Genomic DNA, 16,743 nt, shown 5'->3' on the forward strand with positions numbered 1-16,743 from the left:
GCAATACCTGCCAGAGGGACCTGTCGTTCCGAAAGGCGGATCGCCGCGGCACACGACCGGGGTGCCACCGCGATTCCCCCTTTACGCGGCGGCGAGCTTCCATTGTTCGGACGCGAGGGCGGTCACGGTGAGATTGTGGCCAGCCGCCTTGTTCCATTCGAAAGGATCGTACCACTGCATGGCCGAGACCAGGGCGTCGACGCCGGCCGCATCGATGTAATTGATCTCGTCCACGGTGATCTTCTCCAGTTTGAAGTCCCCGCTCCCCGCGGAGAACCAGCCTTCGACCGTCACCTTGGTCTGGCCGGCGTCGTGAGATTCCCGGTTGTAGAGGATAAGGAGATCTTCCCCCTCCCTGTCGAACCAGACACGGTTCCATGCCCCTGCGGTGTTCGTCGTGTCCTTGTTCGTCGCGAGATTCAGGGCGTCGTTTCCGCCGGCGTCCAGAATGTGGACGTGGCCGAAGTCCTTGCCGGTACTGGAGGACGCCCCGGTGACGTTGTAGACGTCGTCACCGCCGCCGCCGACGAGAAATTCGTCCCGCCCCCACGAATAGAAGATGTCCGCCTTGTCCTGGCTCATGTCGCCATAGCGAAGCGACCGGACGGAATTACCTTTTTGAACCTCGGTGATATCGATGATCCCATCGCCGAAATAGATGTCGGACCCGCCGGCCTTGTCGCCGTTCTTCCCGATGGCAATTATGTCCTTGCCCGCGCCGCCGGCGACCACGATCGGCTTGACCGAGCCTTCGGCGTAGATGTAGTCGTCTCCGGCCCCGGCATTGACCCATTCATAGGCCGCGCCAAGGACGAGCTTGTCGCTGTAGGCGCTACCGATCAGCCCCTCGACGCCCGAGATGCTGGCGATCTCGTAATCCGTCATGATACTTTCGTCCGGGCGCTCGCCGTTGAACACCGCGCCGTTGAAGGTGCCGGCCGCGGTGGTGACGTATCCCTTCCCGATCTCGGCGAAGCTGAGGATGTCGAAACCGTCCCCGCCGGAAATCACGTCACGCCCCTTCGACACGAAGAGGACGTCGTTGCCCGCTTCGCCGTAGAGCGCGTCCGTGCCGGTGCCGCCACGCAGGACGTCCTCACCCGCGCCGCCGAAGAGCGTGTCGTCCCCTTCGTCGCCCCAGAGCTGGTCCCTGCCCGCGTCGCCGTAGAGGACGTCGTTGTCGATCTGGCCGTAGATCAGGTCGTCGCCGTCGCCGCCATGCAGTTCGTCCTGCCCGTGACCGCCCTGTATCCTGTCGTTGCCGCCCTCGCCCCAGATCTCGTCGTCGCTGGAAAAGCTGCTGCTGGCGTAATTGGTGTCACCGATCAGCAGATTGTCCCGGGCATTGCCCTTCAGATAGTCGTCCCCCTCGTTGCCGCGCAGTACGACCATGTGATCGTCGGCGATGATGCGGTCGTTGCGCAGGGCCTCGCCCCAGACTTCCTCGATCCCCTGGACGATCACCTTGTCGCCCAGACTGTTCCAGACCACGGCGCCGCCCTGGCTGAAATCGACATCCAGGGACGTGTTGTAGGTCGTCGAGACGTAAAGGATGTCGTAGCCCGATCCCCCGATGACCGTGTCGACCACCCCGTCCTCACCCGCGCTGGACCGGAGATAGAGGTGGTCGTTCCCGCTGCCGCCATCCAGATAGTCGCTGGAGGTCGTACCCTTGAGCCTGTCGTTGCCGCCACGCCCATGGATCGTGTGCACGCTGCTGACCTCGCTGGCGTAGGCCCCGGACCCATTCAGATATTCGTCACCGTCGGAGCCTTCCACGGCCTCGATCGAGGTCCAATTCGTCATCTCGTAGAACGAGAACTCGCCGCTCGGTGTGAAGGCCAGCCGAACCGTGTCGAAGCCGTCGCCGCCGTCGATCACGTCCTCCCTGCCGATGATGACGAAGGTATCGTCGCCGTCCTCGCCATAGAGATAGTCCACTTTCGTTGTGCCACTGGTCAGCGTGTCGTCGCCCGCGCCGCCGCGAAGCGTCCTGGACCATTGGGTGCCGGTCGACAGGATATCCGCGTAGTCGGTGCCGATGGCGATCTCGAAGCTGCCGACATCCGCGAGTGCATAGCTTCCCGTAGCACTGGTCAGAAAGGTCTGGGACGCTTCGAACTCGAAGTTCACGCCGCCGTCTAGTCGCTCGAAACTGAGGACATCATTGTCGCCGGCATTACCGTAGAGCGTGTCTGTGCCGGCGCTGACATAGACGTAGTCATCGCCGTCGTCGCCCAGGATGGTCTCGTCCGCGTCGCTGCCGGACAGGACGTCGTTCCCGCCCAGCCCCTCGATCCGGGTGACGCCCGCGCCCGCGACGATCGTATCGCCGGCGGCAGAGCCGAGAACCATCTCGATACCAGAGACACCCTGCAAGCCGAGGGCGCCATCCACCACCTCGTCCAGGGCGGCGAAGATCTGGGTGGCGAAATTCGCCGACACGCCGCCCGAATAGGTCCCGAAATCGACCCGGTCCTGGCCCGCGGCGCCGATGAAGATGTCGCCGCCCGCACCGGCCAGGAAAACATCGTCGCCGTCGTCGCCGTCGAGTATCGTCCCGCCGGCGATGGAACCGTGGAGGATGTCGTTACCCGCCCCCGCCTCGATCCGCTCGAAGCCCGTGCCGCCATATACCGTGTCGGCAAAACGGGTGAGGCACAGCACCTCCACCCCGTCGATCGCGACCAGGGAGACGCCATAGGGCAGAAGGCCGGTCTTCAGGTCGAAAATGGCCCCTTCCTCCATCCGCTCGAAGGTGAGCGTATCCTCGCCTTCGCCGCCGATCAGGGTGTCGCCGCCGCCGGTCGCGATCAGCAGATCGTCCCCCGTGCCGCCATCGAGCATATCGGCCGCGTCCGTGCCGAGCAGGGTGTCGTCGCCGGCTCCGCCCTCGAGGTGATGCAGGCCTTCATGCCCCACGATCTCGTCGTCATGGGCGGACCCGATCACCCGCTCGATGCCGGTGATGCTGGTGAAGTCCATCGGACCGTAGCGCCGCTCGCTCTCGATGTCCAGGACGCCCCCCGGCATGTCGAACAGGATGCCTTCATCGGCCCGCTCGAAGCTGAGCGTATCCTCGCCCGCGCCGCCGTCGACGACGTCGAGTCCGCTGGAAGCGTGGATCAGGTCATCGCCATCGCCGCCGCGCACGATGTCGTGACCTTCGCCGCCGTCCAGCGTATCGTCGCCCGCGCCGCCGTCCAGCACGTCATCGCCCCGACCGCCGATCAGGGTGCCCGAACCGGCCCCACCGGTCAGCGTGTCGTTGCCGGCGCCGCCGTCCAGCAGCCCTTCGCCGCCGATCACATCGTTGCCGTCCTCGCCGAAGACCCCAGTGCCCGCATCCGTGCTGAGGATGACGTCGTCACCCACGCCGCCAAAGACATGGGTGACGCCCGCGCCCGACGTGATGGCGTCCGCGCCCCGGCCACCGTCGATCTCGCGCCGAACCAGCGTCCTCTGCTCGGGCGCCTCGCCCGGCTGATAGAGGATCGTGTCGTCGCCGTCGCCGGCATCGAAACTGGCATGGAGCCCACCGTCCGGATTCTGCAGGACGATGAAGTCCGAATTCGTGAGAACCAGATCGTCGTCCCCATCCGTGGCGAAGAGGCGTCCCTCCACCTTCGCCAGGAGAATTTCCGTCGGAACGAGGAGGGGTGGTGTGTCCTCGCCCGCCGCCGGATCCCAGAACTCCAGAGCGATCCGCTCATGGGCGACATCTTCGAAATAGCCGGCCAGAACGAGCATCAGATAGGGATCCGCCGCGCCCTCGGCATAGGCAGAGATCACCATGTCGCCGTCCGCCCGCTCGACCAGGACGCTCGGGAACATCGGATTGAACCCGAGCAGGAGGCGGTCGATCTCACCCTCCTCCGCCGTGGTCGTGATCACCTTGAGCCCGCTCGCCGCGCGCAGATCGACCACGTCGGCGCCCGCGCCCGTCAGAACCCAATCGACCCCGCCGAGGAGGCGAATGGTGTCGTTGCCCGTCCCGGCGTCGAGCATGTCATCGCCGCTCGATCCGGTCAGGACGTCGTCGCCGCCCTTGCCCTCCAGCCAGTTGCTCTCGTAACCGTCACCGCCCGCGTCGGCGTAATAGGCATGGAGTTGATCGTTGCCCTCGGTCCCGATCAGATGGTCACTGCCGCCCGCGCCCGAGAGGATGAGTGTCTCGCCACCCGCCGTCAGGTCGTCGTCGACGTCGGAACCGATCGCTTCCTCGAAGCTGGAGATCTTGGCCCTGCCCACGCTGTCGATCGAGAACCATTGCCCGCTGAATTGCCGCGTCTCGAAATTGCCGGTCACCGCCTCGTCGACATATTCGAAGGACAGGACGTCGTGGCCGGCACTGCCCATCAGGATGTCCTTGCCGGGGGAAGCATAGATCACGTCGTCACCGGCCAGGCCGTTGACCGAATCCTTGCCCTCGCCGCCGTTCATGAAGTCCCTGCCGGCGCCGCCCGTGAGCTTGTCGTTGCCGCCGTAACCCTGCAGGTAGTTGACGTCCCCTTGCGCGTCATTGCCCGCGATCAGTTCGTCGTTGCCATCGCTGCCAAGGATCGTGTCCGAGCCGGCGCCACCATTGAGCTTGCCCGCGCCTTCAAGGACGTCGTTGCCAGCCTCGCCGTAAAGCTCGTTCCTGCCGATCATGTCCTCCAGATAGTCGTCGCCCGCGCCGCCCCGGAGGATGTCGTCGCCCTCTTCGCCGAGCAGAATGTCGTCTCCGTCGCCGCCGTAGATCACGTCGTTGCCGTCACGGCCGAAGATCTGGTCGGTGCCGCCGTCGCCGTGGATTTCATGGACGACGCCGGCGCCCTGCGCGGTGAAATCGTCGACCACGATGTCATGCCCCTCGCCAGCCGAGAAGCTCTTCACGGTGGAGCTCACCGTCGTTAGCATTTCGGGAGTGAGGAACAGCACGTCGTCGCTGCTGGTCGCGCCGGCATGGACCGCTTTCCGCCACAGGGCGTCCGCGGTCATGACCGAGGTGGCACCGGCGGAATCGAGAACGCCGTCATCCGGAACGCCCGTCAGATTTGCATGATATTCGAGCTGCACCGCGCGCTTGGCCCCGTCCGTAAAATAGTCGGACAGCACCAGCAGCATTTCGCGCTCGCCCGTCCCGTCGAGATCGAACATCGCGTAGATCACCAGGCTGCTCTCGTAGCGGATGAACCCAACCCCATCGGCGGCGATGTCAAAGGGCAGGATTACGCGATTCAGTTCGGTGGTGACGCCGGCCCCGTCCCTCGCGCTCGCCGTGTCGATGATCTTCGTACCGCCCTTGGTCCGCGACAGATCGACGATGTCGTTGCCGAAACCAGTCGCCAGCAGATCGTCAGCGTCGAAGCTGATCAGGACGTCGTCGCCCTCGTCGCCGAAGAGCTGGGACGCCGCCGCGCCGCCCACGAGCCTGTCGTTGCCCGCGCCCCCGTTCAGGATATCGCCGCCGAGCGCGTTCCCCACCTCGTCGAAATAGCTGCCGACGCGCAGCAGGTCATCTCCGCCGAGCCCCTCAATATAGACCGAACGCTCCGCCGCCGTGATGTCGTCCCTGCCGTTCAGCGCCGTATCGTCGCTGCCGGCCTCCCCTTCCAGGGGATCGGTTCCTTCGCCGATGCCGAAGCCGAAGACTGGCTCGCCACTAGCGTCCAGTTCGATCGACCAGATGGTCCCGTCGACATCCTGGACCGCGATGTGGCGATGTTCCTCACCCAGCATGAAGTTCTTCAGCCGGATGACCCGGGTGCTCGCCTCGTCCGGCGCGTAGTAGATCAGGACGTCGTCGGGGTTCGCCTCGTCGCGGCGCAGGCCCATGTCGTCGTTGCGCAGATTGGTCGCGATGACGTCGGTGTCGTATTGCGTCACCAGGTCGCCGTTCTCGTCCTCGACCTCGTGGCCTGGGGTCTCGTTGAGGATGACGACCTCGCCGGCCGAGGTAATGTGATAGGTTTCGTCGTGGAGCCCGGTGTCCGGATCCTCCTCCAGATTGAAAGTGACGGCGTAGACGTCCTGTCCGTCACCGCCCGACAGCTTGTCGTTGCCGGCTTTGCCATTCAGAATGTCGCCTCCGGCGGTACCGCGCAGATCGTCGCGGTAATCTGTGCCTTCGGTCAACAGAATGAAGCGGTCCGGCAGCGTGTAACTGCGCAGGATCCTACCTGGCGCCACCCCTCCGTTCAGCGCCAGAAGGGTTTCCTCCCGCACCTCGACGAGGCCCGTCTCCGCGTGCAGCGTGACGTAGGCGCCGTCCAGGACCTTGGCGCTGTAATAATAGTCGTTGGCCTGAAGCTCGACGCTCATATCCGCTTCGACGCTGTAACGCACAGCAAACCGACCGTCGAAAGCCTGGGCGTGCAGGGTCAACAGATCCGCCCCGCTCGCGGTCCCGGTCGCCCCGTCGCCCACGAGGTCCCGCGCAAACTGCGGAATAAGGGCGAAGCCGTCCTTGGTCTGGAGGACGAAGTTCTTGTCCTTGTAGAGGCCTTCCGCATCGAACAGGTCCTTCAGGACCAGCGTGGTGACCTGGCCGTTCCCGTTCTGCAGCCCGATCTCGACGTCGTAGCCAAGAACGGTGACGCCGTCCGCGGCGAAGACCGGCACCAGTACCGCCGCCGACACGTTCTCCAGCCTGTAGTCCAGCGAGATCGCGTTGACCTCCTCGATCGTGCTTTCTTCCGTGATCACGATCCGGCCGCTGGTTGGATTGCTGTCCGCATCCTTGGCGGGCTGAATCACATAGACGTCGCCGCCGGTGCCGCCGTCGCCGAGATCGCCCTGATAGAGGAAGATCGTGTCCGCGCCGGCGCCGCCGTGCAATTCGTCGTTGCCGCCGAGACCGTTGATGACGTTGTCGACCTCGCTACCCCAGACTTCATCGGTGGTGCCCTCGAGCCCTGAGAAATTCTCGATGGATTCCGCCCGGAACTGGCCGAACGGCGTCGTGGACAGCAGATTGCCGGTGGGATCCCCCTCGTCCGAAATTAGATAGACGATGCTGCGCTCACCGGAGGCCATTTTCCCGTCGCCCTCGACCAGCACCAGCATATCGGAGCCGCCATTGCCGACCAGAGTCTTGGAAACGGTCTTGCCCCGGTCCGCGTCCTGGAGCTGGAGGACGAAGCGGTCGTCATTCGCGCCGCCATACGCCCGCTGCTGTCCGTCATAGATGTTGAACCAGTTGGCCTCGTCGGCCCGGCCATACATGATGTCGACCTGGCCGTCGGCCGCCCCGCCCAACTGCCACAGCACATAATCGGTTTCAACGTTGTAGTCCTTGCGGGCAATGATCGCGTAATTGGCGGTCGAATAGATCTCCAACCGGCTCTTGATATCGTATTCCTGGATCAGGTCGCCACCGGCGCCGTAGAGACCCTTGACCTTGCTGTCCGAGAAATTGCTGTACGAAAAGGCATCCCAGTTCTTGCCGTTCGTATTGGGTGCGTCGCTGGTTTGCTTGCGTTCCGTCAGATATTGGAACTTGCTGTCGTCGCCGATGAAACGCGAACTCCAGCTTTCGTGGAAATTATGAGCTTCGTTGTAATGGGCGAAGACGACGTTTTCTTCGCCATAGATCGAGGCGATACGCTTTTTCTCCTCCTCGATCAGATCGATCATGACTTTGTTCGTCACCGACATCACCTCGGATTGGGAAATCTTGTTGTGTTCCCATTTCCCGGTTTCCGGATTCTTCAAACTGTAATAAATCCTGTACCTTACCTTGTGATAGGCTTCGAACTGGTCGTTGTTCTTATCGCCGTAGCTCATCACCACATGCGAAACCCTGGCCGCCGTCTCCAGCGGATTGTTCAGGGCGTAGAGTTCGTCCTCGGCGAAGACGCGGATCGCGTCGACCTCCAGCCCCAGATTGAAGTTCTTCGTAGCCAGATTGCGTTCCGCTTCCCTCTGGAGCCGAGCCTTCGTCTTGCTGCTGACGCCCAGGCCGATGAAGGCGCGGAAACCCTCGCGCGCCTTCTCGGCACGGGTTAATGTAACCCCATAGGTTTCCTTGAGCTGCTTGACCGACTTCACCGCATTGTAGATCATCGTGCTGACCGCGACCACGGCCCCGGCGATGCCGAACGCCGCCGCCGCCGCCGTGGCGACCGCGCCGCCGACCGCGAGCGAAATCCCCATTGCGACGTTTAACGCGCCACTCAGGATCGAGAGGCCGCCATTGACGCGCAGAAAACGCGCCGTGTCCGCATCGAGATCGTTGTTCCGGACTTCCTTGAAGGAAGCCGCCGCGCTGTAGGCGTCGAATCCGACCGAGACGAAGGCCAGGGTCGACGCACCGGACTTCATGGCGTTGCCGACCCTGCGGGTGAGCCAGCCGACCTTGGTCGACGTCGCATAGCTCGACTTCAAGATGGATCTGCCGGCCGACGCCATGCCGAGTTCGAGCTTGCCGCTACCGAGATCGAGGCCGAGGCCCACGCCGGCGATGCGGCCCATGGTCTTTTCCTCCTTGGACAATTCGCCCTCGACATTCTTGCGGCGGACGAAGGCCCCGATGCCGATGAAGCCCTGCAGCAGGCCGACACGTCCCACGACGCCGTCGAGATAATTGCCCCAGCGGCCGACGACCGAGCCCGGCGTCGTCACCTTGACGTCGCCCGACAAGGGGTCGGCCAGACGGTCCCAGACATTGCCCATGCCGCCGCTTGCACTCACGTTGAACTCGATGCTGTTCAGCATATTCAGCGCGGTGATGTAATTGGCGGTGTTCGGGTCGTATTTGAGGACCGCGTAAGTGCCGACCTCGCCAATCCGGCTGCGTAGGGCGCGCATCACCGCCTTGGCCTCTTGGGCGGTCTTGGTGGTCGCGGATCCATTCAGCGGCGACGAAGGAACCGGCGCGGCAGTGCCCAGGAAATTCGAGAGGGCCGACATGCCGGCATTGGGATTGCGCATGGTATCGGCCGTACGCTTCAGATAGCTCGCCAGAACGTCAGGATCGAAGACGAGATTGCGCTTCGCCGCCTCGGAACTCAGATCGGTCGTGCTGTTGATCCGCTCACCGTGCAGCATCGCGCCCATGTCATAGAGTGTCTTGAGGCGGATTTCCTCGCCGTCGATCGTCACCTTCTGATCGTCGGTGAAGCGGTCGCGGTCCAGCACGAAGCCCTTGTGGATGTCCTGCCCGGACAGTTTGGGCTCGCCCGCCGCCGGCTGTTTCTCGCCGTTCAGAAATTCGAACAGATCCCCCGTCTCGTCAGCGCCACGAAGGGTCGCCAGATCATAGGCATATGTCTGGAGATGGGCCGGATCGATACCGTAATGCGCCGAGAGCTTGATCGGATTGCCCGCCTCGTCCACACGGCCGCTGCGCATGTCCAGATACTTGGCCAGCGTGTCCGAGATGGCGTAACTCAGCTTGTTCTTCTGAACGGCTGTTCCCTCGCCCCGCAACACCGCGTCCACGGCGTCACCCGAGATCACGATCTCATTGACGAGCGGATCGAACAGATAGAATTCGCGCTTTCCGTTCGCATCGACCCGCGTACCGATGGAGATGGAACCGTAGCCCCCCCGGATTTCGATCGCAAAGTTGCCACCCGGGGGCACACTGTCCAGCACATGGACGCCGAGACCCGTCAGGCCCATGTCGACGACATCGGTGAGCACGGCCGACGACGCCATGTCCATCATCTTTTCCCGGAAGGCTTCGAGGCGCTGGATCTCGCCGGAGGACGCCAGCCCGTTCGTCCTTAAGGTTTCGATCAGGCTGGCCGTGGTCAGAGCGTCGGTCAGCGACGTGGGAGAACCCGAGACGGCCAGCGCGATGTTCGCCCTGTTCATCGCGGCCGCCTGCCCGTTGGAGGTGGAGAAGAAATTGCCCTGGGCGTGTTTCTGGCGGTTCGAGGTGATGGTGTATCCCTTGCCCAGATCCATCGCGACCGCCTGCATGGTCATCGTGAAATCGCTGCCCAGCTTCTGGCGGGCCAGATCGGCGGCCTCGAACTGCTTGATGACCTCGAACGGCTTCTTGCCATCGAGATCGTTCACGTCTAGGGCGGCGGCGCGCAATTCCTCGACCTGCTGCTTGAAATTCGCCAGTGCATCAGGGCTTTTGATGACGGCGCGGAGCTCGTCGCGATCAACGTTCTGGCCCGTTTCGTCGGTGCCGAAGAATTCCATCAGGATGAATTTCTCGGCCGGCGTCGGGGCCATGCCACTCGTCGCGTAGCGCTCCGCGATGCTCACGATCTCGAGCTGGCGGTTCAGGTCGTTTGCGATGGCGAGCTGACGCTCGGTCGCGCGGGCCGGCGCGGCCGCGTCGCCAGCTTCCAGCCGCGCGATGTCCGCCGCAGAGAACAGTTTCCTGTCCGACAGCGTCACCAGGCCGGTCTCATAGCCGTGCATGGCAGCGAGGAGTTCCTGCCCCTGATCGGCGACGACCTTGCGCACGAGATCGGCCGGCAGCTTCGTATAGGTCAGATCGCCATTGTTCGCCGGGGTCTGCTTGATGTAGTAAACCTCGCCGCCGACGACGTAGATCTGGCCTGCCAGATTGTCCGCGTCCAGAATGATGACCGCGTTGACCGGATATCCGTTCGGATAGAGATCGTCCAGGCGCGCATTGGCCAGCGAGTCGTTGTAGTTCCCGACCACTTCCCGCAGGCTTTTGGCATCGTCCCCCGCCGCGTCGAGGCCGATGTCGGCGATAAACTGATCCAGTCGCTCGCGGGAAACGGCGGATTCCGTACCCTCCTTGCTGAAGGCCTCGATCACGACGATGCGGCGGGCCTTTTCCTCGTCGGAGATCGATCCGTCCGCCTGGGTGAGATCGAAGAGACGGTAGATGGCGTCCGCGTAACCCTGCAACGTGCCGTTCTTCTCCATGTCGAGAAGCACGATCTGCTTGCGGATGGCATCCCGTTCCGTCTGGAGGGCGGTCAGCGTGGTCGGATGGCCCGAGGCGAAGCGACTCATGGCGTCCTGCCCGGCCAGGGCATTGAAGCGGGTGAGATCGTCCGCCGCCCGCGTGAAGGCGAGGCGGGTCGAATCCAGGAGAATGCCGCTGCTCTTGGCCGCGTTGTAGCGCAGGCCCTTGGCGTCCTCGGTGAAGCTCAGGGTGGCGAGTGTCGTTCCTGTGGAGACGGAGGCATTGCCCTTGTATTCGGCGATGAGGCCGGCAGTGACGGTCTCGCTGATCGACAGGGTTTCGCTGGCCGAGATTTCCCGAAGCTGCACGTCACTCGATTGATTCACCATCATGGCGATGCGGTTCTGCAGCGGAATGCTGGCCTCCGCCGCCGTCGGATTGTTTAGGCGGTCGATCTGGTCCTGGCCCAAGCCCATGGAGATGCTGATCGTGGCGCCATTGTCGGGACGCCAGCGGTCCGAGTTCAAATTCTCGTCGACGATCTGGGCCACGATATCCGTCAGCTCGGGACTCTGGTCCACGATCCTGCGCAATTCGCGCTCGAACAGCGTCTTCTCTTCGGCACGGGTGAATTTCGCAATGCCAAGAAGCAATTGCACCTGCGCCGAAAGCTCGGGCTTGCGCAGCACGATTTGATGAAGCCGCTCCGCGACCTGGTTGCGGTTGGCCTCGGTGGTGAAGCTCACCATGTTGACCAGATCGCCACGCAGCTTTTCGGCCTGCGCCTTGGGCAGGGAATTCAGGAGGGTCTTGATGCGCTCAATGTTGAAGACATTTCCGTCCCGCGCGAAGGTAACCGAGTAACTGACGTCGCGCAGCACGTCCCGGCGGGTCCCCGTCTGCGCGTCGACCACCGGCGTATAGCTCATCTTGTAGCCGTTGTTCGAGACCAGCGCGTAATTGTAGAGCCCGGGATCGCCTGATTTGTCGTAGGTCGTACCGTTCAGGCTGAGCGAGCCGAGGACTGGCTCGATCGGCATGCCGAGGCGCTGGATCTCATCCCCGTCCGCGCCGTATTGCCGGCCCTGGACCCGCAGACGTTGATAGAAGATCAGCGACGTATCCCAGCCATGGGATTTGAAGTATTCCACCTTGGACTTGGTGGACAGCGCGTATTGCCCGGAATTATCGGCGCTGCTGGAATAGCCCGTGGTGCCCGTGTAATTGACGAGATCCCAAGTGTACTCCGGATTGGCGCCGTAGATCATGTTCTGGTAGTAGAACACCTGCTTATCGTAGACCGGGCCGTCGATGTTGTCGGACGAGATGAATTCATTGGGGGCGCCGAGGTCGCCTTGGTTCTGGCCATGCAGGAGCGTGTTGCCGATGGAGGCGTTTAACTTCGCCTTTGTGGTCGAGGAACGGCTCGCCTCGCCGGTATCGGCCAGCGCCAGAAGCTCCGTGTTGGACAGCTTGTTCTCGAACAGGCCCTCCAGAACCCTCCGCAGCTTGTCCTTCTCCCCGTTCTCGAAGGTGAAGGTCGCGATGGAATCCCAGGATTTGCCGGCTTCGAGCCCGACGGCGAAATCGAAATCCACGTCGAAATTGAATGTGCCCGCCTCGCCGGCCCAGGGCCGAGCCTTCAGGATGCCGGCCCAGTCGACTTCGCTGCCGATCGAGAGCTTCAACCCGTTGGCGGTCTTGACGATCTTGATGTTGTAGTCGGTTGTTTTCCGCAGGCCGGCGTAGATCGTCGCGCCGGTATAGCCGGCCTCGAACAGGCGCATCGCCCGGAAGGCCGGGCGGAACGTGTTCTTCCAGTTCGAATCAAGCTTTATGTAACCGCCAGTGTCCATGCCCTCGAACATGGAGATTAGTTTCTCGGTGCGGTTCTCGGTCAGCTTTCCATCGAAGGTCCCAACGGTCGCGACACGGTGATGCTCGACCTGGAGATTGTTGCGGATGTGGGAGAAGGCCTTCATCCCCATCGCCGCATTGGTATAGTCGCTGTGCCCGGTCTTGCCGAACAGGGTGACCGGGCTTGCGTCATAGAGCCGACGGGCACTTTCCGCCGCAGCCTTGGCTGCGGCATCCTTGTCGGCGATGGTGGCGTCCTCGGCGATATTCTGCAGTCCAGTCAGCATCTTGTTCAGGACTTGCTGCTGCTCGAGGAGTTGTCCCGCGAAGAGGCTGTAGGAACCATAGACGTCGGAGGCGGCGATGAAGATGCCCTTTGCCTTCATGGCATCAAGATGGGTGAGAACGTCGTCGGCCACGCCCTCGCCCACGATCTTTTTCCGGGCGTCGATCAGCACGTCGATCAGATTGGTCTCGATCTTTCCCGTCCACCAATGGTTCATCGACTTGTAGGTGGCGGATTTCCCCCAATCGTCGCGATTGGACCCAAGCGCCTGCTCGAGCCGATACAGTGTCTCGTCCATATCGGTGGACATCAAATCGAACAGGGACTGTTGCTGGCCGCCGGACGTCACCGTGACTCCCCGGAGAGTTGCCAGGGTCCCGGCCGGGATCTCGCGTCGGCTGGCGATGAAATCCCTGTTCCTCTGCAACTCCTTGGCGTGCCAGAATTTCGCCAGTGCGAGATCGGAGGCCGCGTCCGCGACATTCCCGCGCGAGAAGACATTGGCGTAGATCTTCTGCAGCCGCTCGATCACCGCCGCGCCGAAATTCTTCGTGCCCGTGACGGGATGGCTCAGCCAACTCGCGAAATTCGCCCCCCAGTTCCAGATCCGGCGTCCGCCGGGATAGAAGATCTTGGTCGCCAGCGCCTCGGGAATCGTCCTGTAGGCGCGCTCCTTCAAACCGGCGATCACCACCTCGGCCGACTGTTCGGCCTCTGCCAGGATCTGCCGTTTGACGGCCGTGCTGATGTCCGACCGCAGGATGTTGGCGTCGAAGTTGAACGCCTTCGAATCCGCTGTGCTGCGCTTGAACAGATTGTCCGTGGTCGCCGCATGGGCCGTCCGGTCCACCTGTTTCCAGGTCTGGGCGGCGGCATCGTCCACTTCATAGGCGAAACCGTCCTTGGCAGCCACGAGGATCGCTCCGGCGGGATCGAGGTCGAGATCGGTGATCGTCATGTCCGGGGGCTGAATGTTGGCCCAGGTCAGGCGGCCATTGCCGTCAGCTTCGGATTTGTAGAGGTTCCCGGCCTCGGAGAGGCCGTAATAGACGCCGTTCTTGTCCACGACGATGCGGGACATCGGGACGATGCCCCCGGTAGCCCCGCCATTTCCCGGCAAGCCGGTGGACGTGGGGAATGCCAGTTCACGGACGAGCCCTTGGGCATTGCCGCGAACATAGACGACCTCGCCGCCTTGCGCCCGCCGCGCCTGGATGATCGGCTCGCCGTTGCCATCGACGAAGAGTTCGACCGACTGCGGGTCGATGGACGCCGGCAGATTCCACCGGGTCCAGGTGTAGGTTGTCTGACCGTCGTCGGCATCACCAATCTGCGTGGTCGTCCCGAACCAGACCTGCCCCATGTCCGTCAGGACGAGACGCGCTCCATCCGCGGCCTGCAGCGCCTTGTCCGCGGTATGGAGATATTCCTCCCCCAACTCCAGAGGCGTCTGGCCATTCGTGAAGAGGTCGCTTTCGCCGAAGAACGGAACGATGACGTCCTGCGTATCGTTGTAGATATAGTCGGGCGGAAACGTCCCCGATGCCAGACCGAGTTCCGCTTCCGGAAGCTTCGAGAAGAAGTAGTTGTTGGGCGTACTCTTCGCCTCGACCCGCACGCTGCTGCCATCCTCGAACAGCGCGACGACATTGCCGTTGCCGTCAACTGCGAAATCCCGCAACGGCGCCTCGAACGAATAGCCTCGGACAGTGATGTCGGCCAGGCTGTTGCTCCGCCCGAGTTCCAGATAGGTGCGGCCCAGTTCGTCGAGCGGGACGACCACGCTCCTGCCGTAGAGGCCATAGAGCTTACCGTCCGCCCCGATCTTGAGATCGTCCAGACGAAGGCCTGTGCCTTCGAACGCGCCGGTCAGGGCGTTGAAGTAGTGCACCTCGCCATCGATCACGGTGAACATCTCGCCGGAATTCGGAATGCGGATGTCGCCCTGGGCGATCTGCAAGGGCATGCCGATGCTACCGCCCTGGAGCGCGCGCGTCACGTCGCTCAGGACGCCGGTGCCGGTGTCGTAGGCTGCGACAAAATCCCGGCTGCCGATCGTCGCCTTGGCGTTGGTCCCGCTGAGGACGATCGTCCCATCCGACGCGCTTTCGATCGCATGAAACCGGATGCCGTCCGAGGTCCCGTAACCCGAAACGAAATTGGCGGTGGTAAAGCGCAGTTCCCGCGTCCCGGCCTCCTGCTGAGGTGCCTGATCCGCGAGGCTGGCCTCGACCAGGGAGCCGTCCGAAGCGACGCCGATGATCTTGTAGGGAAACGCGGAACCGGCACCCGGCTCTCCTGCCGGGATCCGCTTGACGATGACATCCGTCAGCACAGCGCCGGATTGGACGTCGCCGGCGAAAATCTTTGGGTTAACGTCCAGCACCAGCATGGTCTCGCCATCGTCCGCCCGGACGACCATGCGGATCATGCCGAGGGAATCCAGGACCAGCATCACCGTGCCGTCAAAATCGGAGGCCTGGATGGTGTAGCCGGCGTCACTGAAATAGGCGTTGGCGGTGACGTCGAGCAGCAGCGCCGTCTCGACGTTGGCGGCGGCGAGATCGGTGTCGTCGGCCAGGAAACGGAGTTGCCGGCCCGCCTCGACGAAGGTGACGCCGCCCTCGACCCGTTGAAGTTGCGAGACCTCGCCAAAGCCGGAGATGGCCTTCCATTCCGTGCCGTTGGAATAGAGCAGCCGCCCGTTGGACACTGCGATTTTCACGCCCGAGGCGTCGCCTCCGAACGGCACGGTTCCATCGCGCACGTCCGAGATCCGGTTCAGCCGGTCGAGGTCGACCGGCTTGCTCTCGATCTCGGCCATCGGGCCGGTGCCCCTGGACCCGGTCGCTCCGCGAAGAACCAGAGTGGGGGCGCCGGAAGCATCTGCGCCCAAGAATATCTCCAGCGCCTGCGTTTTGTCGAAATTAACGCTGCTCGGGTCGAAGACCTTCTCCGCGCTGCGGGTCAGGGTACCGAGGCCGTTCTCGTATTTGAAGGTGTGGACGTAACCCTGTGCGTCCACCATCACCATCTTGCCGTCGATCTCGCTGATCGCGACGAACTTGCCGGCCCCATGCGCGATATAGGCGGACAAGGCCCGGGTGGCCTCGATCGAGACGGACAGATTGTTCGGATCGTGCGCAGTCACCGTCACTTCGCCATTCTGGCTCAGTGCCCAGACCAGAACGGAATCTCCGCCGTCCAGGATCTGCACGTCGCGTATCGGGCTGCTGCTCGCCAAGACAGGTACGTTGAGGCTACGCGTGCTCCCGTCCGCCGCCGTCACGGTAATCTGGTAGGAGGTCGCCGGGTTGCCCTCGGCTACAACGACGATTTCGTATTCAACCTGGCCAATGACAAGCGTCTTCGTGATCATGCTGGGGCCCCCGGGCAGCAAAGCCGAACTCCATACCTGTATACAGGAACATCTGTTTTTCGGTAACACCTAATCGAAGGATGCGCCCACCCAGAGGCTGTCCGCGCCGCGTAATGCCTTTGCTTCCCAGCGGTGAAGGAAAGGGCGAGCGCGAACGCGCCCGGAAGAAGGTGACGGAAAGGCAAAGCAGGACTCCTTGGATGCAATTGTTCGGGAACTGCGTCGAAGCTGACATTGACCAGGCAGCCGCCCGGCAAGCAGGTTCTGAACCGGACAGGCTGCATCGCCGGCTTGTCGTCGATCTCAAAGGTCACGCCGGCATCGAGCGCGAGGCCGAAGGGCATGATGAGCGTGCCGGTGACGGTGTTGCCGGCAGGTGCGCTCATTTCA

General features: G+C 62.9%; 2 protein-coding genes. Both read right to left on the reverse strand.

The annotated features are described in order from the left end of the window. Nucleotides 1–81: 81 nt before the first annotated feature. The gene (locus tag C5748_RS25175; protein WP_105745490.1) at nt 82–16,353 is read right to left on the reverse strand and encodes a calcium-binding protein; all 16,272 of its coding nucleotides are present in this window, start codon (nt 16,351–16,353) and stop codon (nt 82–84) included. Further along, the gene (locus C5748_RS25180; RefSeq protein WP_280953504.1) at nt 16,350–16,739 is read right to left on the reverse strand and encodes an invasion associated locus B family protein; all 390 of its coding nucleotides are present in this window, start codon (nt 16,737–16,739) and stop codon (nt 16,350–16,352) included. The genes C5748_RS25175 and C5748_RS25180 overlap by 4 nt, the downstream gene beginning before the upstream one ends. Nucleotides 16,740–16,743: the final 4 nt, after the last annotated feature.

It is taken from the genome of Phyllobacterium phragmitis (genome assembly GCF_002980495.1).
In the GTDB taxonomy this organism is placed as follows: domain Bacteria; phylum Pseudomonadota; class Alphaproteobacteria; order Rhizobiales; family Rhizobiaceae; genus Paramesorhizobium; species Paramesorhizobium phragmitis.

Excerpts from the sequence above, each read along its gene's own strand:
- C5748_RS25175 (WP_105745490.1), bottom strand. The coding sequence starts at position 16,353 with ATGATCACGAAGACGCTTGTCATTGGCCAGGTTGAATACGAAATCGTC.
- C5748_RS25180 (WP_280953504.1), bottom strand. The coding sequence starts at position 16,739 with ATGAGCGCACCTGCCGGCAACACCGTCACCGGCACGCTCATCATGCCC.